The 21,782-nt window shown below is 68.4% G+C and carries 28 protein-coding genes; 13 read left to right on the top strand and 15 right to left on the bottom strand.

The genetic code is table 11. The features are described from left to right. The first annotated feature begins 340 nt into the window (after positions 1–340). From DVK03_RS02400 to phnE, 3 genes are all read left to right on the top strand, one after another. A complete protein-coding gene (locus DVK03_RS02400) occupies positions 341–1,198 on the top strand; it encodes a PhnD/SsuA/transferrin family substrate-binding protein (protein ID WP_004044477.1) in 858 nt (285 codons plus the stop codon). 95 nt (positions 1,199–1,293) lie between these two features. Further along, positions 1,294–2,097, top strand: coding sequence for a phosphonate ABC transporter ATP-binding protein (phnC, locus tag DVK03_RS02395; RefSeq protein WP_006600721.1), 804 nt, complete (start codon positions 1,294–1,296; stop codon positions 2,095–2,097). Next, a complete protein-coding gene (phnE, locus tag DVK03_RS02390; RefSeq protein ID WP_004065296.1) occupies positions 2,087–3,052 on the top strand; it encodes a phosphonate ABC transporter, permease protein PhnE in 966 nt (321 codons plus the stop codon). The genes phnC and phnE overlap by 11 nt, the downstream gene beginning before the upstream one ends. Before the next feature lie 137 nt (positions 3,053–3,189). Here the strand turns inward: phnE and DVK03_RS02385 are convergent, their stop codons facing one another. From DVK03_RS02385 to DVK03_RS02375, 3 genes are read right to left on the bottom strand one after another with little or no spacing between them, the layout of a single operon-like run. Continuing rightward, positions 3,190–3,786, bottom strand: coding sequence for a uracil-DNA glycosylase family protein (locus DVK03_RS02385; protein ID WP_004044480.1), 597 nt, complete (start codon positions 3,784–3,786; stop codon positions 3,190–3,192). A 24-nt stretch (positions 3,787–3,810) separates the two neighbouring features. Continuing rightward, complete coding sequence (locus tag DVK03_RS02380; RefSeq protein ID WP_006600722.1) at positions 3,811–4,422, bottom strand: DUF99 family protein; 612 nt, start codon at positions 4,420–4,422, stop codon at positions 3,811–3,813. After that, on the bottom strand, positions 4,419–4,589 hold the full coding sequence (locus tag DVK03_RS02375) for a DUF5786 family protein (protein ID WP_004044482.1): 171 nt from the start codon (positions 4,587–4,589) through the stop codon (positions 4,419–4,421). The genes DVK03_RS02380 and DVK03_RS02375 overlap by 4 nt, the downstream gene beginning before the upstream one ends. Before the next feature lie 129 nt (positions 4,590–4,718). Here DVK03_RS02375 and DVK03_RS02370 point away from each other — a divergent pair, with 129 nt between their 5' ends. Both DVK03_RS02370 and DVK03_RS02365 read left to right on the top strand, forming a co-directional pair. Further along, positions 4,719–5,345 carry an MBL fold metallo-hydrolase gene (locus tag DVK03_RS02370; protein ID WP_006600723.1) on the top strand — a complete coding sequence of 209 codons (627 nt, stop codon included), beginning with the start codon at positions 4,719–4,721 and terminating at the stop codon, positions 5,343–5,345. 1 nt (position 5,346) lies between these two features. Next, positions 5,347–5,727, top strand: coding sequence for a hypothetical protein (locus DVK03_RS02365; RefSeq protein ID WP_004065298.1), 381 nt, complete (start codon positions 5,347–5,349; stop codon positions 5,725–5,727). 15 nt (positions 5,728–5,742) lie between these two features. Here the strand turns inward: DVK03_RS02365 and DVK03_RS02360 are convergent, their stop codons facing one another. Continuing rightward, positions 5,743–5,889 carry a 50S ribosomal protein L40e gene (locus tag DVK03_RS02360; RefSeq protein WP_004044485.1) on the bottom strand — a complete coding sequence of 49 codons (147 nt, stop codon included), beginning with the start codon at positions 5,887–5,889 and terminating at the stop codon, positions 5,743–5,745. A gap of 113 nt (positions 5,890–6,002) precedes the next feature. Further along, the gene (trxA, locus tag DVK03_RS02355; protein WP_394295201.1) at positions 6,003–6,284 is read right to left on the bottom strand and encodes a thioredoxin; all 282 of its coding nucleotides are present in this window, start codon (positions 6,282–6,284) and stop codon (positions 6,003–6,005) included. Between the two features lie 223 nt (positions 6,285–6,507). On the opposite strand from trxA, the gene DVK03_RS02350 reads away from it, so the two are divergent. From DVK03_RS02350 to DVK03_RS02335, 4 genes are all read left to right on the top strand, one after another. After that, on the top strand, positions 6,508–6,672 hold the full coding sequence (locus DVK03_RS02350; RefSeq protein WP_004044487.1) for a preprotein translocase subunit Sec61beta: 165 nt from the start codon (positions 6,508–6,510) through the stop codon (positions 6,670–6,672). A 55-nt stretch (positions 6,673–6,727) separates the two neighbouring features. Continuing rightward, complete coding sequence (pdxT, locus tag DVK03_RS02345) at positions 6,728–7,336, top strand: pyridoxal 5'-phosphate synthase glutaminase subunit PdxT (protein WP_004044488.1); 609 nt, start codon at positions 6,728–6,730, stop codon at positions 7,334–7,336. A 78-nt stretch (positions 7,337–7,414) separates the two neighbouring features. Further along, positions 7,415–7,717 carry a phosphoribosyl-ATP diphosphatase gene (hisE, locus tag DVK03_RS02340; protein WP_004044489.1) on the top strand — a complete coding sequence of 101 codons (303 nt, stop codon included), beginning with the start codon at positions 7,415–7,417 and terminating at the stop codon, positions 7,715–7,717. Positions 7,718–7,939: 222 nt separating this feature from the next. Beyond that, complete coding sequence (locus tag DVK03_RS02335; protein ID WP_115802134.1) at positions 7,940–9,193, top strand: MFS transporter; 1,254 nt, start codon at positions 7,940–7,942, stop codon at positions 9,191–9,193. Positions 9,194–9,223: 30 nt separating this feature from the next. Here the strand turns inward: DVK03_RS02335 and npdG are convergent, their stop codons facing one another. The 4 genes from npdG to DVK03_RS02315 form a co-directional block, all read right to left on the bottom strand. Further along, positions 9,224–9,892: an NADPH-dependent F420 reductase gene (gene npdG, locus DVK03_RS02330; protein ID WP_004044491.1), complete on the bottom strand. Its 669-nt coding sequence runs from the start codon at positions 9,890–9,892 to the stop codon at positions 9,224–9,226. 91 nt (positions 9,893–9,983) lie between these two features. Next, entirely contained in the window at positions 9,984–10,199 is a 216-nt protein-coding gene (locus tag DVK03_RS02325) for a hypothetical protein (protein ID WP_004044492.1), read from the bottom strand. A 49-nt stretch (positions 10,200–10,248) separates the two neighbouring features. Continuing rightward, complete coding sequence (locus DVK03_RS02320; protein WP_115802133.1) at positions 10,249–11,103, bottom strand: TIGR01548 family HAD-type hydrolase; 855 nt, start codon at positions 11,101–11,103, stop codon at positions 10,249–10,251. 31 nt (positions 11,104–11,134) lie between these two features. After that, positions 11,135–11,587 carry a UPF0146 family protein gene (locus tag DVK03_RS02315; RefSeq protein ID WP_115802132.1) on the bottom strand — a complete coding sequence of 151 codons (453 nt, stop codon included), beginning with the start codon at positions 11,585–11,587 and terminating at the stop codon, positions 11,135–11,137. A 39-nt stretch (positions 11,588–11,626) separates the two neighbouring features. On the opposite strand from DVK03_RS02315, the gene DVK03_RS02310 reads away from it, so the two are divergent. From DVK03_RS02310 to rtcA, 3 genes are all read left to right on the top strand, one after another. Continuing rightward, the gene (locus DVK03_RS02310) at positions 11,627–12,148 is read left to right on the top strand and encodes an archaemetzincin family Zn-dependent metalloprotease (protein ID WP_004065304.1); all 522 of its coding nucleotides are present in this window, start codon (positions 11,627–11,629) and stop codon (positions 12,146–12,148) included. Positions 12,149–12,239: 91 nt separating this feature from the next. Then, positions 12,240–12,689, top strand: coding sequence for a universal stress protein (locus DVK03_RS02305; RefSeq protein WP_004065305.1), 450 nt, complete (start codon positions 12,240–12,242; stop codon positions 12,687–12,689). Next, positions 12,690–13,748, top strand: coding sequence for an RNA 3'-terminal phosphate cyclase (gene rtcA / locus DVK03_RS02300; protein WP_115802131.1), 1,059 nt, complete (start codon positions 12,690–12,692; stop codon positions 13,746–13,748). Between the two features lie 24 nt (positions 13,749–13,772). Here the strand turns inward: rtcA and DVK03_RS02295 are convergent, their stop codons facing one another. The 4 genes from DVK03_RS02295 to DVK03_RS02280 form a co-directional block, all read right to left on the bottom strand. After that, positions 13,773–14,255 (bottom strand): YbhB/YbcL family Raf kinase inhibitor-like protein, encoded by a 483-nt coding sequence (locus DVK03_RS02295; protein WP_115802130.1) that lies wholly within the window; start codon positions 14,253–14,255, stop codon positions 13,773–13,775. Between the two features lie 54 nt (positions 14,256–14,309). Beyond that, positions 14,310–15,251 carry a VOC family protein gene (locus DVK03_RS02290; protein ID WP_115802129.1) on the bottom strand — a complete coding sequence of 314 codons (942 nt, stop codon included), beginning with the start codon at positions 15,249–15,251 and terminating at the stop codon, positions 14,310–14,312. A gap of 208 nt (positions 15,252–15,459) precedes the next feature. Continuing rightward, entirely contained in the window at positions 15,460–17,274 is a 1,815-nt protein-coding gene (locus tag DVK03_RS02285) for a ribosome biogenesis/translation initiation ATPase RLI (protein WP_004044500.1), read from the bottom strand. 2 nt (positions 17,275–17,276) lie between these two features. Further along, positions 17,277–17,591: a hypothetical protein gene (locus tag DVK03_RS02280; protein WP_004044501.1), complete on the bottom strand. Its 315-nt coding sequence runs from the start codon at positions 17,589–17,591 to the stop codon at positions 17,277–17,279. A 124-nt stretch (positions 17,592–17,715) separates the two neighbouring features. Here DVK03_RS02280 and DVK03_RS02275 point away from each other — a divergent pair, with 124 nt between their 5' ends. Next, the gene (locus DVK03_RS02275; RefSeq protein WP_004044502.1) at positions 17,716–18,009 is read left to right on the top strand and encodes a helix-turn-helix domain-containing protein; all 294 of its coding nucleotides are present in this window, start codon (positions 17,716–17,718) and stop codon (positions 18,007–18,009) included. A gap of 114 nt (positions 18,010–18,123) precedes the next feature. Here DVK03_RS02275 and DVK03_RS02270 read toward each other — a convergent pair whose 3' ends face one another. Continuing rightward, entirely contained in the window at positions 18,124–20,004 is a 1,881-nt protein-coding gene (locus tag DVK03_RS02270; RefSeq protein ID WP_004065310.1) for a PINc/VapC family ATPase, read from the bottom strand. 117 nt (positions 20,005–20,121) lie between these two features. After that, positions 20,122–21,753 (bottom strand): methyl-accepting chemotaxis protein, encoded by a 1,632-nt coding sequence (locus DVK03_RS02265; protein ID WP_115802128.1) that lies wholly within the window; start codon positions 21,751–21,753, stop codon positions 20,122–20,124. Positions 21,754–21,782 lie beyond the last annotated feature (29 nt).

Raw genomic sequence — 21,782 nt, 5'->3', positions numbered from 1 at the left:
GAAGGGGTCCGAAGTCCGAACTCGAAGACTCCACGGGGGCTTGCAGGGGCGATAGCGCCGTCAACCTGAGAACACCGGTTCTATTCAATACGAATATAGAGAAAAAATAGCAAATCTTAACAACAAGTGTCGGAATTACAAGACGAGTTCAATGGCGAGTAGACGAGAATTCATCAGAACGGCAGGAATCACTGGCGTCGCGGGGTTGACGGCGCTCAGTGGATGTACGGGTGGCGACGATAGCTCGGAAGCGACGACGACCACGACGGAGTCGGGAGCGTCCTCGGAGACCGAGGCGACGACGACGTCGACTACGACCGAGTCGTCACCGGAGTCCATCATGTTCGCGCTCACGCCCGCCGAGTCGGACGTGGACGTGGAAGCGCAGTATCAGCCGCTTTTCAACTACATCGAGTCCGAGGTCGGCGTCACGGTCGAATCCACCGTGGCGGCCGACTACGCGGCGGTGTTGCAGGCGCTCGACAGCGGACAGGCCGACATCGCCGACGCCGCCCCCGCAATCGCTATTCAGGGCGGGAACGAGGGCATCACCGAGGTCATCGGCATCCGCATCGCCTACGGGGCCTCGCGGTACTTCTCGCTCATCACGACGACGCCCGACAGCGACATCGAAGAGCTGACCGACCTCGAAGGCGAGACGGTCGCGTTCGCTGACCGCCTCTCGACGAGCGGGTCGCTGTTCCCGCTGTCCATGCTGAGCACGGCCGGCCTCGACACGGGCGGCGCGCCCGACGGCAACCCCGTTGACTTCGAGGCGCAGTTCTCCGACCACTCGACGGCCCGCGAGACGCTCATCAACCGCGACGACGTCGTCGCCGCGGGCACGGGCGCGTTCTCGACGGCCCCGCACGTTCCGGAAGACCAGTTCCCCGAACAGTTCCTCGACATGTCGGCCGAAAACGACGGCGACCTCGGAACGGCGTCGCCCGAACTGCAACTGCTGTCGTGTTCCGACCCCATCCCGCGTGCCCCGATTCTCGGCCGCACCGACATGGACCAAGGGCTGTACGACGACATCGAAGAGGCGCTGCTCAACGTGACCGAAGACGACCTCATCAACGAGGACCTCGAAGACGACCAACAGCTCTGGTTTACCGGGGTCGACCAGGGGTCCGTCGACGACTACGCGCCCGTTCAGGAAGTCCTCGACGAGCTCGGCGTCACGCTCGGACAGTAAGAGCGAGACTCCGCGGTTTTGATTCCCTACCGTGCGGTCGCAACCCGACGAACGGTTCGACCGTACGCGAACTACGCGACGCGACAGACACGATAATGAGTACGATTGAAGTAACGAACCTCAGCAAATCCTACGGAGATGTCACGGCCCTCGACGACGTCTCGTTTACTATCCCGGACGGCGAGTTCGTCGTCGTCCTCGGGCAATCGGGGGCGGGGAAGTCGACCCTCCTCCGCTGTCTCAACGGAATCACTCGCCCGACGAGCGGGTCGATTACCATCGACGACGCGAACGTGATGGGGCCTCGAAACGACGTGGCAATGATATTTCAGCAACACTACATCCTCGGGCAGATGAGCGCGTACAGCAACGCGCTCACCGGGGCGCTCGGCCGGACATCGTTCCTCGGCAGCCTGCTCGGCCTGTACGACGGCGACGACAAGCAGGAGGCGCTCCGCGCGCTCGAAACCGTCGGACTGCTCGACGAGGCCAACCAGCGCGCCGGGAAGATGAGCGGCGGGCAGCAACAGCGCGTCGGCATCGCCCGCGCGCTGGTCCAGAACCCGAACCTCCTGCTCGCGGACGAACCCGTCGCGAGCCTCGACCCCGCGAGCGCGGAGACGGTGATGCGGTACATCCGCGACGCGGCCGACGAGCGCGACTTGACCACCATCGCGAGCCTCCATCAGGTCAACATCGCCCGCGAGTTCGGCGAACGGTTCATCGGAATGAAAGACGGACAAATCGTCTTCGACGGCTACCGCGAGGACTTCGACGTCGACGTCATCGACCGCATCTACGGCGACATCGAGACGGAGGCCATCCGCGAAGAACAGACCGACGAGCCGCCCGAAAACAACGCGGCCGCCACGAGCGGAGCGAGGTCACATGAGTACTGATACCGACCGAATCGAGGACGCGCTGCGGAACATCCAGATTGCAAAGCGAGTCAGACTGCTGTTTTCAATCGTCGTCCTCGTCCTCTTCGCGTGGTTCTTCACGAACGCGCTGAGCGAGGTCGGCTTTTCCATCGGTGAAATCGTCGAGTACTGGCCGGAGTTCACCGACGCGCTGGGCGACTTCTTCCCGCCGGGAACGCTGTTCGGCGTCATCCCCTTCGTCGACGTCAGCCAGTACTGGGCGTTCATCCAAGAACGGAACCTCCTCCTCCAGTTCCAGGACGGGAACCCCGTTCTCGGCGCGGTGTTCGTCACGTTCGCGATGGGGTTCGCCGGGACCGTCCTCGGCATCCCCGGCGCGCTCATCCTCGGGGTGCTCGGCTCCGAGCGCGTGACGCCGTACCCCTTCAACTTCATCTTCCGCGGGACGATGAGCGTCATCCGCGCCATCCCGGCGCTGGTGTGGGCGCTCATCTACATCCCCCTCGGCGGCGTCTCGCCGTTCACGGCGACGCTCGCCATCGGGACCGACACGATGGGGAACCTCGGTCGCCTGTTCACGGACGCCCTCGAAGAAGTCGAGGACGGACCGATAGAGGCCATCGAGTCGACCGGCGCGAACAGCCCCCAGAAGGTCGTCTTCGGGATGCTCTCGCAGGTCTTTACGCCCTTCATCGCGTGGACGATGTACATCCTCGAAATCAACGTCCGCATCGGCGTCACGATGGGACTCATCGGCGGCGGCGGCCTCGGACAGGTGCTTCAGACCCAGCGCGGTCTGTTCCGGTACACGAACATGATGGCGACGATTCTCGTCATCTTCATGCTCGTCGTCTCCGTCGAGTTCGTGAGCCAGCGGGTCCGGTCGTACATCCGCGGCAACGAGGAAGGGACGAGCCTGCTCAAACTCATCGTCGAGTTCCCGCAGCGGATGGCCCGCTCCATCTGGGAGTAGGCGTCCGCCCGCTCGGTGACGCACCCGCGGTTCGGTTTTTATCGCTCCCCTGCGTCTCACAGCGTCGCCCATGTCGTCGCCGCCGACTGCCACCACGAGGTCGCGTCTCGCCTCTTCGCCGGCCGCCCGCGCCGCGCTCAGAAGTCACCGAGACTGGCCTGTCCGTCCGCGGAGTCCGCGAGCCCCGAGAGGTCGGCGGCGCGCGCGATGGTCTCGAAGAAGCCCTCGCGTTGGCTCCGGTCGTACAGCGTCGCCGCGGGGTGGACGGAGAGGAGGACGCGGTAGGAGGCGTCCCCGACGCGGGCGTCCACGACCGACCCGGACTCGTTCGTGATGGCGACGCCGCGGTCGAGCAGGTGCTGGGAGGGCACCTTTCCGAGCGTGACGACGAGTTCGGGGTCGACGAGTTCGAGTTCGCGGGCGAGGTAGCCCCGGCAGTTCGACAGTTCGTCGCTCGTCGGGTCGCGGTTGTCCGGCGGGCGGCACCGCACGCAGTTGGTGATGCGAACGTCGGCGCGGGCGAGGCCGGCCTCGCGGAGCGCGTCGTCCAACACGGAGCCGGAGCGACCCACGAACGGCTCGCCGCCCTCGTCTTCCTTCGCGCCCGGCGCTTCACCGAGGAAGAGCAGGTCGGCGTCGTCGGGGCCGACCCCGTTGACGATGCGACTCCGCGAGTCGACGAGTTCGGGGCATCGCTCACAGCCCGTCACGCAGAGGCCCTCCATGTGTTCCATACTCGGTTCGAGGGCGGGGACGGCTTAATCCCCGGCGAAGCGTCGCGCGGCGCGGGCCGCCATCCGGGCCACGCGAATCGGCTCGGGGCGGCCGCCGGTCGGGGTAAAGCCGCGGACGACTTGCGCGGCCTCGTCGCCGTCGCAGCCGGCGGCCCGGACGAACACCGTCTCCCCGTTCACCTCGACGGGTCGGCGGGGCGGAGCTGCGCGGTAGGTGTCGAGTCGTCGGTCGAGCGCCGCGCCCGAGAACTGCTCGGTGAGCGCGGGTTCGAGCCCCTCGCTCTCCTCGAAAGAGACTGAAAGGACCGGGCGGTCGAGGGCCGCGGCGAGGCGGTCGATGTCGACGAGGTTGAACCACGCCGGAGCGATGCCGGAGACGAGCAGGTAACGTACGTCCTCGCGGTCGAGGGAGTCGTACAACGAGGCGATGGCGTCGGTCGCGTCGTCGCCGCCGACGGCGCACGTCTCGAAGGCGAGGCCGTCGACGACCCGGTCGGCGCGGACGACCGCGCCGCAGAGGACGCTCTCCGGAGACGGGTCTGTGGAAAAATGAGCGTCGTCAGCGTCGTCTGTGGGTGCGCGCGCCGCCCCGGGAGAGGATTCCGCGACCCCGAGGGCGCGAGACCCCGACTTCACTCGTCTTTAATCTCCTGGAGCCGGTCGAGGAGTTCGTCGTTGGACGCGCCGATTTCGAAATCGACCTCGCCCTCGTGTTTCTCCTCACTCGTCGTGACGCCGTCTTCCTCGTCGAAGTCGACGTTCTGGTCTCCTTGTTCGGACTCGTCGTAGCTCCCAAATCCCATACAGATATACGTACACGACCGAGCCCCAAAAAGGATTTGTCGCGTGAGCCCGATGTTCGGTGGCGATTCACGCGGCGAGGTGACGCCTCACCCGCCCGACTTTTTCCGGTCGAGCGCGTACGCGGCGGTATGGAAGTCATCCCAGTCACCGCCGACGCCGAGACCTTCACCTGCAACGCCTACCTCGTCCTCGGCGAGCGAACCGTCCTCGTCGACGCCGGGACGATGTCGGGCGTCGAAGACGTCGTCGCAGAACACACCGACGACCTCGACGCCGTGGTCGTCACCCACCAGCACTCCGACCACGTCGGCGAACTCGGCGCGGTGGTCGAGCGGTTCGACCCCGACGTGTACGCCTACGCCGACCACCCGCTTCGGACCCACGAGCTCGGAGACGGCGACCACGTCGCGATGGGCGACGAGTCGTTCGAAGTGGTCTACACGCCGGGCCACGCCGACGACCACGTCTCGCTCGTGAGCGGGCGGTCGCTGTTTTCGGGCGACGTGTTCGTCTACAACGACGGCGCGTTCGACGACGGCAGTTTCGGCCGCACCGACATGCCGGGGCAGTCCCGCGAGCGCCTCATCAGCAGCCTGCACACGCTCCTCGACCGCCTTCCCTCGACCGTCGAGGCGCTGTACGCCGGCCACGGCGACCCCTTCGAGAACGAGGCCGGCGGCGACACCGTCCGCGACGCGCTCGAACGCGCAATCGAACGCGCGGAGCGGCGCGAGCCGAAGTACCCGGAGGCCTGAGATGGCGACCGACGCGGCTGGAGACGCGGGCGGCGACCTGACGCGACTGCACTACGTCGGCGTCGCCCTCGCGGCCGTGACCGGCGCGATTCACCTCGTCCTCGGCGCGGGCGCGCTGGCCGCGAACCCCGCCGACCCGCTCGGCATCGCGTTCGTCGGGGCCGCCGCGGGGTTCGCGGCCGGTATCGTCGGCGTCCTCCGCGGCGACGAGCGCCGCCGCTCGCGGGTGGTGTTGCTCGGTATCCCCTTCACCGCCGGGCAGGTCGTCCTCTACGTCGCGCTGAACTGGCCGAATATCTTCGGCATCGGCGGCGTCGCGGACAAACTCGTCCAGCTCGCGCTGCTCGCGGTGCTGTTCGCGCTGTATCGGCGAGACGCCTGAGAGAAGCGTGCGGGCTTACGCGGCGCGGCGTTCCTTCGACTTGGGTCGAAGGTGCTTGTAACCGCACTTGCGGCACTGCTTTGCCTTCTGGGGGTTGCGCGCGTTGCACCGCATGCAAATCTGCTTCTCGAGCGTCCGCTTCGTCGCAGCGTCACTAGCCATGCATACGAGTCCCGCCGCCGGTCGTATAACGCTTGCGAGACACACCGCCGGCGCTCGCGGCGCGCTCGGCGGTCGTCCGGATGGGTCGGAAAACGCGGCGGTCCGCGGCGCGCTTACGCGCCGGCCTGGCTCAGCGCCGACTCGATGTCGTCGCGCTGGGTGACGCCCACGAAGCGGTCGACGATGCCGTCGTCGTTCTCGACGATGAGCGTCGGAAGCGAGCGAACCTGATACTGGTTGGCCACGTCCTGCTCCTCGTCGACGTCGACCTTGACGAACTCGACGGTCTCGTAGTCGCCTTCGAGCTCGTCGAGAATCGGGTCCTGCGTCTTACAAGGGCCGCACCAGTCCGCGTAGAAGTCCAAGAGTCGAACAGTCATCGTATCCCGGCGCAACTTGCCCGCCCCGGCGCATAAGGATTACTCATGGGCCCGCGGCTCTCCGGTTGTGCGCCCGTCCAGTTCAGTCGAATTCCAGCCTTCTGAGCGTCGAGGGGGCCGTCAGCCGACTCGCAATCCGAGCGGATTCGCCGGCAAGTCGGGAGGCGTTCCGGCCGGGCGACCCCCGGGACCGGAGCGAGCCGAAACGTTTAGGCGGCGGACGCACGGACGGTGGAACATGAGCAAGGGCCAGAACAGCGGCGGTCTGATGTCGAGTGCGGGCCTCGTCCGCTACTTCGACGCGGAGGACCGCAACGCGATTCGAGTCAACCCCAAGACCATCTTCGCCGCGGGGGCGCTGTTCGGCATCGGCGTGCTGGTGCTGAACTCGCTCGCGTTCTGAACCGCGCCGACCGCCGAACGGACGCTTTTTGTCCACGGCTTCCCGAGACCCGTCTATGACTACGCTACGCGCCGGTGTCGTCGCCGTGCAAGGCGACGTGTCCGAACACGCCGACGCCGTCGAGCGGGCCGCCGAGGCCCACGGCGTCGACGCCGAAATCGTCGAGATTCGAAGCGACGGCCTCGTCCCCGACTGCGACGTGTTACTCATGCCAGGCGGGGAGTCGACAACCATCTCCAGACTCCTCGAACGCGAGGGCATCGCCGACGAGATTCGCGCCCACGTCGAGGCTGAAAAGCCCGTCCTCGCCACTTGTGCCGGCCTCATCGTCGCCTCCCGCGACGCCAAGGACGACCGCGTGACGACGCTCGACCTCCTCGACGCGACGGTCGACCGCAACGCCTTCGGCCGGCAGGTCGACAGCTTCGAGGCCCCGCTGGACGTGGCCGGTCTCGACTCGCCGTTCCCCGCGGTGTTCATCCGCGCGCCCCTCATCGACGAGGTCGGCGAGGGCGTCGAGGTGCTCGCCGAGTGGGACGGCAACCCCGTCGCCGTCCGCGACGGCCCCGTCGTCGGCACGTCGTTCCACCCCGAGTTGACGCCCGACAGCCGCCTCCACGACCTCGCGTTCTTCGACGAACTGGCGGTCGAAATCGACGCCTGAGCGGCCGGCTAACTGGCTGAGTGACGGCCGCTCGCCGGAACCAGAGGGTCTTTTTCCGCGCCCGCCCGTCGTGCGACCATGGACGCCGACACCCCGACCGACGAGGTCTTGGACGAACTCTTTGCGACCATCGAGTCGCGCAAAGCCGACCTCCCCGAAGACTCCTACACGACGACGCTTTTCACCCACGAGAAAGGCGAGAACTACGTCCTCGAAAAGCTCGGCGAGGAGACGACGGAGACCATCCTCGCGGCCAAGGACGACGACGGCGAGGAACTGCTCTACGAGAGCGCCGACCTCGTCTACCACCTGCTCGTCCTGCTGTCGATGAAAGACGCCTCGCTCGACGACCTGCGCGACGAGCTGAAAGCCCGCTTCTGAGACGGGGTCCCACGACCGCGACCGCGACGACGACGCCGGTAGTCGCTCGCCGCGCCGACGCCCGCAGTTCCCGGACGAGACGGCCCGATTGCAAAGCACCAAGAGCGTGCGTTTACGATAGCGCACCCTCTCGATGCACGCCCCTCGAACCCGCGACTCCCAGTCCGCTCCCGCGCACCCCACGCCCCACCGCGCCGCGTCCGCCTCCCGAGGGTCGGCGGCGTGAGTCGGCTGTTCGGCGGCGACGAGCCGTCAGTCGAGTTCGTCGCGGGCAGCCTCATCGCGGGCGTCTTCTTCGGCGGCGTCGGCGCGGGCGTCGCCTTCCCGACGCTCCCGACGCTCGGCCCCATCATCGGCATCACGCCGTTCGTGGTCGGTCTCATCCTCTCGGCCAACCGGTTCACCCGGCTGGTCGTGAACACGCCCGCCGGGCAGATACTCGACCGGATGGGGACGCGCCGGCCGATGATAGCCGGCTTCGTCGTGCAGGGGCTGTCGCCGTTCGGCTACGTCCTCGGGCTGAACCCCGGGCCGATTCCGCTCGACAGCGCGACCGTCTTCCTCCTGTCGCGGGCCTGCTGGGGCGTCGGCTCGGCGTTCGTCTTCGTCGGCGCGTTCAGCACCATCACCCACGTCACCTCGGACGGAAACCGCGGGAAGTGGGTCGGCTACATGCGCGGCGGGCAGAGCCTCGGCTTCCCCGCGGGCCTCGTCGTCGGCGGCCTCGTCACCGACGCGTTCGGCTACGCCACCGCGTTCGCCGTCGCGGGGTGCGCGGGGCTGTTCGCCGCCCTCGTCGCCATCTCCGTCCTCCCGGACGTGAAAACCGACGTGACGGCGGCGAGTTCGCTCCGCGAGGTGCCGCGGCTTGTCAGCGCCGACATCCGCATCTTCACCGTCGGCACCGTCAACTTCGCCGTCCGATTCCTGTTTTCGGGCGTCCTCCTCTCGACGGCCGTGCTGTACGCGACGGCGAACGACATCTCGCTCGGCGGGCTGTCGGGGGCCGGCGTCAGCGGCGTCGTGATGGCCGTCGGCGTCGTCGCGTCGAGCGTCACGACGCTCGTCGTCGGCCGGTACTCCGACCGCCTGTCGAACCGCGCGGCGCTGACGCTCCCCGCGCTGGGCGTCCTCGCGGCCGGGTTCACCCTGCTGGCGCTCGTACCGACGCTCCCCTCGACGCTCGCGGGCGTGGCGCTCATCGGCGTCGGCGTCGGCGGGTCGAACCCGCCGCTTTTGGCCTATCTCGGAGACCTCAGCCCGGCCGACGACGTGGGCAAACTCGGCGGCGTCTACAACGTCTTCGGCGACTCGGGGTCGACGCTCGGCCCGCTCGTGGCCGTCCCGCTGGCCGAGGTGGTCGGCTTCCGCGTCGAGTACCTCGCCTGCGTCGCGCTCGTCGTCGTCGTCGGACTGCTCGTGGCGCGGACGCTCTACGGGGAGGCCGCGACAGTGCCGCGGTCGGAACTGTCGTGAAAAATGGCTTCGGGCGCGGGTCGGACGGCGCTACTTGAACCGGATGCCGAGGTCGTGTAGGCCGTCGTTGTTCCGCGCGACGTTGATGAGAAGCGGGGTGATACCCTCGATTTCGGGGGCGTTGGCGAGGCCGCCGCCGTCGAGCGCGCGGAGGCCGTCGATGCCCTCGGCGAGCAGGCGCACCGTCTCTTTGGCGTCCTCGTCGTCGGCGACGAGCAGCGTGTCGATACCGAGGTCGGCGTCGAGGTCGGCCAGTCGGCCGGCCGCGAGGTTGTGGAACGCGCCGACGACCGGCACGTCGTCGGGGGCCGCGTCGGCGACGAGCGCCGTCACGCTCCCGGCCTTCGGCGGGTGGTAGTGGAAGCCGTCGTCGTCGCGCTTCATGCCCGCCGCGGGCGTGACGAGCACGTCGCCCTCGGACAGCGAGTCGGAAACGGCCTCGACGGTGTCGGAGACGTGGTACGGCGGCACGGCGAGGACGACCACGGAGGCGCGGTCGGCGGCCATCTCGTTCGTGAAGCCGTTTACCTTCACGTCGCGGCCGCGGCTGGAGAGTTCGGTCTCGTACTCGTCGGCCTTCGCGCGGGCCTTGTCGGGGTCGCGCGACCCGACGATGACCTCGTGGTCGGTGTGGTAGGCCCAGCGGAGGGCGAGGCCCTCGCCGATGTCGCCGGTCCCACCGAGGAGTGCGATTCGCATACACACACCTCCGGACCGAGCCGACCTAAAGGGTTGTGCGACCGGTCGGTTCTGCCTGTGTTCGCGGGCGGGCGGCGGCGGGTGGACGGCGCTATCGACCCCCGCCGTCGGACTCGACGAGCGCCTGCACCCGCTCGAAGCCGTCGCGGTAGACGAGCCACCACGCGACCACCGGGGCCAAAAGCAGGAGCGGCCCGACGAGGACCAACTGCGCGAACGGGTCCGGCGGGAGGAGGTACGTCCCGACGACGACCACGAGCGCGTCGAGCGCGAGCAGCGTGACGACGAAGGCGCGGAGGTGTCCCATCAGCGACCCTCCGGCGGCGAAACGGGAGTCTGAGTCGGCGTCTGAGCCATCAGTCGAGCAGGTCCGGAACCTCGTTCACGTCCTCGACGACGGCGGCCGCACCGATTTCGGAGAACTTCTGTCGGCCGTCGTCGCCGGTCAGGCCGCCCGAGAGGACGCCCACGCCGTAGTAGACGCGCTCGGGGTCGGCGGCGTCGGCGTTCAGCGCCGTCTTCACGTCGTCGAGGGTGTCGCCGACGAAGACGACCGAGTCGGCTCCGAGGCGCTCCGCGACCGTCACGAGCGCGGCGGGGTGGGGCTTGCCCTCCTCCCAGTCGTCCATCGTGAACCGGTGGTCGTCGGCCACGTCGAGGTTGACGCGGTCGAGCGCGATGTCGGCCTCGGCGGCGGGACGACCCGTGACGACGCCGAGTTCGCGGTCGCCGAGGGCGTCGAGCGTCTCCGGGCGGAGGAGCACCGGTTCGTCGTGGATGTAGCCGGGGGCCTCGAACGGCGGGTCGCCGCCTTCGAGGTCGCGGTACAGGTCGCTCCCGAGGTAGAGCGCCTGAAACGTCTCGCGGAGCGCCTCGGGGTCCCACTCGTCGAAGACGACGCTCGGCTCCGAGAGCAGGGCCTCGACGGTCGCCTCGGCGGCGTCGAGGCCGCCGCCGCGGGCCTCGATTTCGCCGGTGAACGCGGCGACCGACAGGTCGGCCTCGCGGGCGGCGAGGACGGACAGCGCCGCCGCGTAGGTGAGTTCCCAGTCGTTGTTGAAGCCGCCGGCGTCCTTGAACAGTTGGACCTCGTCGCGGGAGATGGTCGTGCCGTAGTGTCGGTCCACGGATTCGACGATGGCGCGCCGGTAGGAGTCGGCGACGTCGACGAGCACTCCGTCGATATCGAGGACGACAGCGTCCGCGTGCATACCGGAAGCCCGCGACGAGCGGGCAAGTGCCTTACTCTTGGGACCGACCGGGAGAGTCCCGCCGGGCGCGCTGGTCCCGTCGCCCGCGCTCGGCGGCGTACAAGGTGTCGCCCGGCAGCGACTCGCGGGAGACCGGAATCGAGGGCTCGTCGTAGCCGAGCGTGGTAAACAGGAAGTCGGCGTCGGCGCGGCGGGCGACCTCCGCGGCGGGGCGGTGGAGTTCGACGGGGACGTTCAGCGCGTAGACGACCTCGGCGGCGGCGTAGGGGCCGAGGTCGGCGGCGTCGGCGCGGGCGAACACGTCGTCGCGGACGAACGAGACGCCGTCGGGGACGGGGAAGTCGTGCACGTCGACGGCGACCACGTCGACCCCGCGGGCGGCGAGGGCGGCCGCCACCGACGGCTCCCGGCCGACCCCGACTTCGACCGCGCGGTCGTACCCCGACAACCGTCTGACGAGCGCGTCGCGCAGCGATTTTTTCACGTCGGGATATTTATGAAGCGTCCCCGCTTAATCCCTCGCATGCTCGTCGATATCGTGCCTATCGGGGATATTTCTGCGGCCGTCAAGCGGGAGGCATCCGCCGGACTCCGCTCCGTCTACGACTGCGACGTGACCGTGCAATCGAATCAGGCGATACCCGAGGGCGCGTTCGACCGGAGCCGAAACCAGTACCGGGCCGAGCAGTTCATCGAGCTGGCGAGCCGCATCGGGCGCGGCGAGAAGAACATCGGCATCACCGAAAAAGACCTCTACTACCGCCGCCGAAACTACGTCTTCGGCCTCGCGTACCTCAACGGCAACGGCTCCGTCATCTCCACGTACCGTCTCCAAACCTCCAGCGACGGCGGCATCACGAACAAACCCGCCGAGGAGGTGCTGTCCGACCGCGTGCGAAAAGAGGTCGTCCACGAAATCGGCCACACCCTCGGCCTCGAACACTGCGACAACAACAAGTGCGTCATGTCCTTCTCGCCGACGGTCCGAGAGGTCGACGTGAAAGAAGAGAACCTCTGTGGCACTTGCAGTCGGCTCGTCCACTAGCGCCCGAACGCGAGTCCCGCCCGTCTCGTCTCGTTCCGTCTCGCTCCGTCTCGACTCACCCTTTTTCTCGTCTCGGCACCTGTATTCAGGTATGAACTTCGTCGTTGCAGTAGACGGCTCTGCGGCCGCCGACAGAGCGCTCGACCACGCGCTTTCGATGCTCGAACCGCTGGGTGCGACGGTCACAATCGTCCACGCGGTCGAACCGCAGGTCCTCGTCGAAGGCGGCGAGGAGCCGGTCGCGGGCGTTGCGGGGACGGGCGACCGCATCGTCGCCGAGAGCCTCGAAGACGCGGAATCGCGCGCCGAACGCGTCCTCAACGCGGCCGCCGAACGCGCCGCCGACGCCGGCGTCGACGCGGCCACGGAACTCCTCTACGGCGACCCCGTCGAGGCGATTCCGGCCTACGCCGACGAGGCGGACGCGGACGGCATCTTCGTCGGCCACCGCGGCCTCTCGAAGCGCTACGAGGGGCTGGTCGGCAGCGTCGCCAAGGAACTGGTCGAACGGGCGTCCTGCCCCGTCACCGTCGTCCGCTGAATGCGACGACTCGACGGCCGAAACGGCGGCGGCCAACCCCTGCGAACCGCCCTCGCGCTCTCGCTCGTCACCGGCGAATCGTTCGAGATGACGAACGTCCGCGGGAACCGCTCGACGCCCGGACTGAAGGCCCAGCACGTCGCCTGCGTCTCGGTCGCGGCGGCCGTCTCGAACGCCGCGGTCGAGGGCGGCGAGGTCGGCTCCTCGACGCTCCGCTTTTCGCCCGACAGCGTCCGAACCGACCCCGTCGAGGTCGCCGTCGGCACGGCCGGGAGCGCGACGCTCGTCTGTGAGACGGTGCTCCCGGCGGCCGTCGCCCTCGACGACCCGCTTTCGCTCACCGTCACCGGCGGCACCGACGTTCGGTGGTCGCCGCCGGCCGACTACCTCCGGTACGTGAAGCGCCCGTTGTGTTCGAGGTTCGGCGTCGAGTTCGGCGTCTCGGTGCCCCGCCGCGGCTTCTACCCGGCCGGCGGCGGAAGGCTTTCGCTCCGCATCGAACCGGCCGAGCCGACCCCGCTGGCGCTGGACCGCCGCGCGGACCCCGACGAACTCCGGGTCTACTCGGTCGAAAGCGACTCGCTCGCGGACGCCGCGGTGGCCGAGCGACAGGTGGAGGGCGTCCGCGACGCGCTCGCCGAGGCGGGTGTCGAGTTCCCCGTTCACGCCGCGGTCTCGTCGGTCGAAAGCGACTCGCCCGGGTCGGTCGTGGTCGCCGTCGCGCGGGGAGAGGATGACGAGCGCGCCGGCGACGGCTCCGAGTCGGTCGTCGCCGGCTTCGACGCCTACGGCGAGCGCGGCACGCCGGCCGAGGCGGTCGGGTCGCGAGCGGCCGCGTCGTTCCTCGACTGGCTCGGCGGCGACGCGCCCGTGGACCGACACATGGCCGACCAGCTGCTCGTCTGGGTCGCGCTCGCCGGGGGTCGCCTGCGGATTCCCGCCGTCACGGACCACGTGCGGACGAACCTCGACGTGATTCGGGCCTTCGGCTACGACGTGACGCTTCTGGCGGGCGACGACGGCGCAGGTGCGGTCGTGGAGTCCGACGGCGGCCGGTGAGCGAGGGACCCGTTTTCGGCCGGCTCAGAGCGCGTAGCACCCGGTCAGTTTCGTCTCGGCGACGACGTGTCCCGCGATGGCGCGCTTCAGGTCGGCCTTCGTCGCGCCCGCGTCGAGGTCGAGGGGTGCATCGAGCGCGTACAGCAGGAACCGGTAGGTGTGCTCGCCGTCCGGCGGGTTCGGGCCGCCGTAGCCCCGCTCGCCGTAGCTGTTCGTTCCCTCGACCGCGCCCGGTGGCGTCTCGCCCGCCGCGATGGCGTCCGTCTCGGGGGCGACGTTCCAGACGAGCCAGTGGTCCCACACCTCGCCCGCGGGCTTCACGGCGTCGGGGTCGTCCATCACGAGGGCGAGCGAGGCGGTCCCGGGTGGCACGCCGCCGATGCGGAGCGGCGGATTCTCGTTTGCGGCCGCGTAGCCGTGGGGGCGGGGTATCGGGCATCCGTCGTCGAACGCCGGGCTCCGGAGGGTGAGCCCGCGACGGCGCTCGCTCGACTCGCTCGATATCATACCGTCGCGTTGGGCGACCAGCGACAAAATTATTCGTTCGGGAAACCCGACGCGTCAGCGGCTGCGAACGACGCGAACGCCGATTCCGTCGGGGTCGGAGAGGACGAGCGACTCGGTCGCGGTTGACGCGTCGGCCGCGTCAGTCGCGTCGCCGTCGCCGGACCCGGGCTCGTCGGACCCGTCCTGTTCGATCTCGTGGCCGGCGTCGACCAGCGACTCGCGGACCGCGTCGAGCGTCGCGGCGTCGGGGACGACGACTTCGAACCACTCGATGCCGCGGCTCCCGCCGGCCGGGGCGCTTCGGGTGTTCCAACTGTTCAGGCCGACGTGATGGTGGTACTCGCCGGCGGCGACGAACGCCGCGCCGGGGTAACCCTCGTCGCGGACGCGCATACCGAGTGCGTCGACGTAGAAATCCCGCGAACGAGGGACGTTCGTGACTTCGAGGTGGACGTGGCCGAGGTCGGTGCCGGCGGGCGCGACCTCGTCGCCGGCGGCGTCGTCCGCGAGCGCACCGAGGTCCAGCGGGAGCGTGTCCATCGACACCCGGCGGTCGTCGGTCCACGGCCACTCCTCGCGCGGGCGGTCGCGGTAGACCTCGACGCCGTTGCCCTCCGGGTCGCGGAAGTACAGCGCCTCGCTGACGAGGTGGTCGGACGCGCCGGAGAGCGTCGCACCCGTGTCGCCGGCGCGGGTTCGGGCGCGGGCGAGCACGTCACCGAGCGCGCCGCGGTCGGGCACGCGAACCGCGAGGTGGAACAGCCCGGCCTCCCGGCGACCGCGCTCGGGGGCGTCGGAGTCCTCGTCGAGGACGACGACGGGCGTCTCGCCGGCCGAGAGCACCGCCCGCGACCCGTCGCGTTCGCGCTCGACCGCGAGGCCGACCACGTCGCGGTAGAACGGGACGACGCGGTCGAGCGAGCCGACGCGGAGCGCGACCCGACCGAGGTGGGTGTCGTCCGTGAGCGAGCCGTCGGATGGGGAATCGTTCGTCATATCCCCGTCTTCGAGCGTGGCCGTGAAAACGTCCGTAGTAACATCGGAGTCACTCGCGGCGCGGCGTGTAACCGGGTCGCCGGCGGCGAGAAACCGCCGGCTGAGACGGAAGGAAACCGAGACCGAGAGCTAACCGAAAGCGAGAGCGAAGGAGCGAAAACGGAAACAAAAACGAGGCGGACGGAAACGCGAACGGGCGACCGGGTCGCTACTCGGCGTAGTAGTACTCGCCGGCGCGCTTCTGCTCGCGGTCGAGTTGCGAGTCGGGCTTGTTGATGCGCGGGCGCTGGGTGCGCTCGTCGCGGCGGAACGTGATGTCGAGGTCCGACAGGAAGTCGTTCATGCCGTCGCGCATCTCCTGCGGTTTCGAGGCGTGGCCCTCGATGGACGGCTCGCCGTCGAACACCATCAGGCGGTCCGCGAGCAGGTCCATCATGTAGATGTCGTGGTCGATGACCATGACCGTCGCGTCGTGGTTCTCGGCGTAGCGGCGGATGGCCGAGGTGGCCTGCACGCGCTGTTCGACGTCGAGGTGGGCCGACGGCTCGTCGAGCAGGTAGAGGTCGGCATCCTGCGAGAGACACGCCGCGATGGCGACGCGCTGGCGCTCACCGCCGGAGAGGTCGGTGAGGTTGCGCTCCATGATGCGGTTGAGCTGGAGCGGGTTCGCGATTTCGGTGTTCCAGTACGACGAACCGAACTGGTCGGTGATGGACGAGAGGAACGCGTCGACCCGCATCGGCTGGTCGATTTCGATGTACTGCGGCTTGTAGGAGATGTCGAGCGCGAAGTCGAGGTCGCCCGCGTCGGGCGTCAGGTCGCCCGTAAACAGCTGTGCGAGCGTCGACTTCCCGATACCGTTCGGGCCGACGACGCCGAGCACTTCGCCGTTGTAGATGGTGCCGGATTCGACTTCGAGCGAGAACTCGCCGTCGCCGTAGGACTTGGCGAGGTCGGGGTACTCGACGAGGGGTTCGGCCTTCGTCGTCTCCCGCGGCGCGTGTTCCTCGAAGGTGATGGCCTCCGGGCGGATGCGCATGTTCTCGTTCGAGAGGTAGCCCTTCAGATACTCGTTGATGCCGTTTCGGACCGACTTGGGGTCGGTGATGACACCGTACGCGCCGGGCTCACCGTAGGCGACGTGGAGCGTGTCGGCGAGCAGGTCGAGGATGGCGAGGTCGTGTTCGACCACGAGCACCGCGCGGTCTTCGTCCTCCGCGAGTTCGCGGATGAGCCGCGCGGCGGTGACGCGCTGGCCGATGTCGAGGTACGGCGAAATCTCGTCGAGGAAGTAGAAGTCGCGGTCGCGGGCGAGCGTCGCCGCGAGGGCGACCCGCTGGAGTTCGCCGCCGGAGAGCGTCTCGATGTCGTTGTCGACGACGGGCCCGATGTCGAGGCGGTCGATGTAGGAGTCGAGCGCGCCGCGCTCGTCGGTCGCTTCGAGGAGTTCGCGCGCCGTCCCGTCGAACTGCTTGGGAATCTGGTCGACGTACTGCGGCTTGCGCGCGATGGAGACCTCGCCGTCGCGGACCTGCTCGACGTAGTTCTGGAGTTCGGTCCCGCGGAAGCGGTCGAGGACGGCCTCCCACGTCGGGTCGTCGTCGTAGTTGCCGAGGTTGGGGACCATCTCGCCCGCGAGGGCGCGGACGGCGGTCGTCTTCCCGATACCGTTCGGGCCGAGGATGCCCGTGACCGAACCGGCCTCGGGGACCGGAAGCCCGTACAGCGAGAAGGCGTTCTCGCCGTAGCGGTGGGTCGGCTCCTCGTCGAGCTCCGACGGGAGGTTGATGATTTCGATTGCATCGAAGGGGCATTTCTCGACGCAGATGCCGCAGGTCTCGCCGAGACAGATTTCCTCGGAGATGCGCACCTGGTCGGGGCCGCCCTGCTCGGCGTCCTCGCCGCGGAGCGTGATGCACTCTTTGCCCGTCCGGTTCGGCGGACAGAAGTTCGAGCACTCGTAGCTACAACGGTCCGGGGAACACCGGTCCAAGTCGACGACGGCGATACTATCGTCGGCCATCGTTAGAGCTGAACACCCGAAGTCAGCAGGATGGCGAACGTGATGAACCAGAGCGCGAAGGTCATGAACACCACGTAGAGGTAGTCCTTCGCGCCGAACCCGTTGACGTCGACGCCGACGACGCGGAGCACGGGGAACTGAATGAGGACGAGCGCCCCGAGGATACCCACGGCCAACTGATTGGTCGCGGCCTCGGGACTCGTCCCCACCACAGCACCCGAAACCACCGCGGCGGCGATGCCGGCGAGGCAGGCGAGTGTCGTGACCGTCACTCCGCGAATGTGACTGGAGAGTCCGGTCTGCGTTTCCGTGGCCATGTGTTCCCGTGCGATATCCGGCGTCAAAAGGCGTTCGTTCCTCCCGCCGCCCCGCGGATAAAGCGTTGTCGGCCGGTCGCAGGCCAACAAGGTTTATGCTGGTAGCGCGTTTCGATTCGTAACGATGGCTGGAACAGAAGAGGAGAGTCTCGACGACCTCCCACCGAGTGCGAAGCTTGTTTTCAAAGTGCTCGAATACAACGGTCCGCTCACCCAGAAAGGCATCGTCGAAGAGTCGATGCTCTCGGCGCGAACCGTTCGCTACGCGCTCGAACGACTGGAGGGAATCGGTATCGTCGACGAGGACGTCTACTTCGCCGACGCCCGACAGAACCTCTATCAGTTGACCGATCTCGCGCCGCAGCAGGCGCAGGCCAAAGCCGACGGCGGCAAGGAAAAGGCCTGCTGCGCCGAGTAATCAGAACCGCCGCGGAACCACCGCACGCTTCGCAGTCGGTGTCGTAAGAGACCAGTTGCGACGTGTCGACCCGGTCGAACTCCGACCGACGAAAACGACGATTCGGCCGTTCTGTTAGGCCGGAACGACCGTAATCTGCTGTTTTCTGTCGATTGCGTTCTCCAGTTCCTCGGCGATGGCGCTGCCGCGGGAGACCTGAATGTCGCCGCCGCGACCGACCGTCGCCGTGAACAGGTACTCCCCGTCGGCGCGGACCTCGACCGTCTCACCGACGTGGCCGTCCATCCGAACGACGACGTGCCGCGAGGTGACCTCGGGCGTCACGACGACGCCCTCGTCGGCCCCGCCCGCGGAGGCTGACGCGCCGGACTGTCCGCCGGCGTTCGCGCCCGCGTGCTGCCCCGACGACGAGGGCTTCTCGTCGTGGGTCCGCACGTCGATGTCGATCCCGAGTCGGTCTTCCACGTCCGAGATGCGGCCGCCGCCCTTCCCGATGACGTAGGAGATGTCGTCTTCCTCGACGTAGACGACCGCGCGGTTCTGGCCCTGCAAGTCGACGTCGACGTGGCCGCGGGCGATGGAGCGAATCTCCCGTTCGATTTCCTGTTTCGCCAGCCGGGAGACGCCGCTTTCCTTCTCCTCGCCGTCCTCGCCGAGCGGGACGGTGACGACCTGCCGGTTGAACGTGTAAATCTCGTACTTCGGGGTGCCGGTCTCGAAGTCCCGAATCTGGATGACCGGACGGGCGAGGTCCTCCGCGAAGAGGCCCTCGGGCACCTTCACCTCGGTGCGCACGTCGTACACCGTGTGGACCTCGCCGTCTTCGATGTAGACGACGGTGTCGACGACCTGCGGAATCATGCCGAGTTCGACCCGGCCGACGAGGCGCTGGAGCGCGTCGATGGCGCGGGTGGCGTGGACGACCCCGACCATGCCGACGCCCGCCAGCCGCATGTCCGAGAACACGGAGAAGTCCTCGGTCTTTCTGACCTCGTCGTAGATGGTGTAGTCGGGGCGAACGAGCAGCAGCGAGTCGGCCGTCTTCGCCATGTCGCCGCCGAGGGCGGTGTACTGGGTGATGTCGGGGCCGACCTGGAGGTCGCGCGGCTTCTCCATCGTCTTGACCGCGTAGTCGCTGTCGTTGAGGAACTCGGCGACCGCCTGCGCGAACGTGGACTTCCCGGCCCCGGGCGACCCGGCGATGAGGACGCCGCGCTGGCGCTCGGAGAGTCGGTCGCGGAGTTCGTCGGCGAACTCGTAGTCGTCGAGTTCGGTCTTGACGATGGGACGGACGGCGGTGATTTCGATGCCGTCGGCGAACGGCGGGCGGGCGACCGCGATGCGGTAGTCGCGGAACTGGACGATGTCCATGCCCGGCTCGGAGAGTTCGACGAAGCCGTCGGTGGCGGCGCGGGCGGAGTTGACGATGTCGTCGGCCCACTCCTTCATCGTCGCCTCGTCGGTCGGCTCGTCGGCGATGGGCTGGTAGTGCATCTCGCCGACCGCGCCGCGTTTGGCCTTCGGGCGGGTGTCGGTCTTGAGGTGGACCGACATCGTCTGGTCGTCGAAGAAGCGCTCGATGATGAGCCCGCCGGAGCCGCGGACCGCGGCCTCGACGTACTCGACCGAGACGCCCTTCGCCTTCGCCACTTCGGCCTGCACCACGTCGCTCGTCAGGAGCGTCGCCGACCGCTCGGTGGCGATGTCGCGGATGAGCGCGTCGATGTCGCCCTCGCCGGCACCTTTCGTCTCGCCCGAACTCGGGCGACGGCCGACGTAGTTGAGGTCGATGACGCCGTCGTCGGCGAACTCTGCGAGGCGCTGGAGCTCCGAAAGGCCCTCCCAGCCCGTGTCACGGCCGTCGTTGGCCTGCGATTCGAGTTCGCTGACGACCGCCTCGGGGACGAGTACGTCGGCACCCTCGTAGGTGCCGTCGTCGACTCGCTCGGACACGCGACCGTCGATGACCGCGCTCGTGTCCGGCACTATCTTCATGCGCGTGAGTTTGGGCGGGTGACGGATAAGGTTGTAGATAAAAGCGGTGACACCGCCGGCGGGTCGTCGGGTGGTACCGCGTCCCGCGTTCCGCGCCCCGCGTCCGGCGACCCCGACTCAGTCGTCGCCCGGCGCGACGGCTCGCTCGCCGTCGACCACCTCGAACGACTCGACGAGGTCGTCGAGGTCGGCGGCCTGCGACGACAGCACCTCGGTCTGGTCCGCGAGGTCGCCGATGGACTCGGACTGCTCCTGTGCGGTCTCGACGACGGTTCGCGACTGGCCGGCGGTCTCCTCGGAGATGTTCGCCACGTCGTCGACGCGGGCGGCGATGTCCGCCGCCGACTCGGCCTGCTGGTCGGTCGCGGCGCTCACCTCGGCCACGCTGGCGTCGATATCCGTCACCATGTCCACGATGGTCTCGAACTCGCCGATGGCCTCCGTGACCGTCTCCAGACTGTCGGCGACCTGCCGGTTCATCTCCCGCACGTCGGCGAGCGTCTCCTCGGAGTGCTCGGTGATGTCTGCGATGAGGCCCGATACCTCGTCGGCGGAGTCGCGGGTCTCCTCGGCGAGCGACTTGACCTCCTGTGCGACGACGCCGAAGCCGTCGCCGGCCTCGCCCGCGTGGGCGGCCTCGATGGCCGCGTTGATGGCGAGCAGGTCGGTCTGCGAGCCGACGTGGTCGATGAACGCCGCGATTTCGTCTATCTCCTCGATGCTCTCGGTGAGTTCCGCGACGGCGTCGGCGGTGCGGTCGATGCGGGCCTCCACGGTGTCTAACTCCTCCATCGCCTCGGTCGCGGCGGCGCGGCCGACCTCGCCGCGCTCGGAGGCCGTCTCGGCCGTGGTGGCGACCTCGTCGGCGGAGGCGGCTATCTCCTCGACGGTCGCGGAGAGCGTGTTGAGTTCGTCGGAGACGGTCTGGAGGTGTTCCGTCTGCGCCCCCGCGCCGTCGGAGATTTCGGTGACCGAGGCGGCGACTTCCTCGCTGGCGGCGTCGGCCCGGCGGACGTGCTCGCGGGCGGTCGAACTCATCTCCGACACCTCCTGTGCGAACGACTGCACCTCGCCGATGGTCGACGAGAGTGTGCGGACGAGGTCGTTGTAGGTCGCCGCGACCTCCGCGTACCGCTCGTCGTCGACGCCCCAGTCGTCGGTGTCGATGGTGGCGGTGAGGTCGCCCGCCTGCGCCCGCGAAGTCGCCTCCGCGAACGCCTCCACGAGGTGCTGGAGGTTGCGCGTGTAGTCCGCGAGGTCGCGCTGCATCCGGTCGAGCGCGTCACCGAACTCGCCCGGTAAGTTCTCGTCGAGCGCCGGGTCGTCGAACCGCTGGTCGGCGAGCGCGCCCGCCTGCGAGGCGACGACGCAGAGGTGGTCGTGCATCGCGCCGAAGTCGTCGGCGAGGCGGGCCACCTCGTCGGTTCCGCTCACGTCCGGGGGGCGGGCCGACAGGTCGCCCGCCGCGACGCCCGCGGCCGCCGACGAGATGGACTCGATCGGCGAGACGATGTCTTTTCGCGTGATGATAATCGTGTTGACGAACGCGAGGCCGGCACCGAACAGGAGGAGCGCCGAGAGTTCGAGTCGGAGCGCGCCGGTCGCGACCCACGGAAGCGCGGCCTGCGCGAGCGAGACCGCGAACTGGATGGCGACGGCGGCGACGACCTTTCTCTCGACCGAACCCGAGATACCGAGCGCGTCCATGCTTCCCCAGAGCAACTGTTCGTACGTCGAGACGAGTCGCATACTCCGACGTGCGGGGTATACGTCATAAG

Source organism: Haloferax sp. Atlit-109R (genome assembly GCF_003665865.1).
In the GTDB taxonomy this organism is placed as follows: Archaea; Halobacteriota; Halobacteria; order Halobacteriales; family Haloferacaceae; genus Haloferax; species Haloferax volcanii.
The sequence above is the reverse complement of the archived record's forward strand: the minus strand, read 5'-3'. Positions and strand labels throughout refer to the sequence as shown.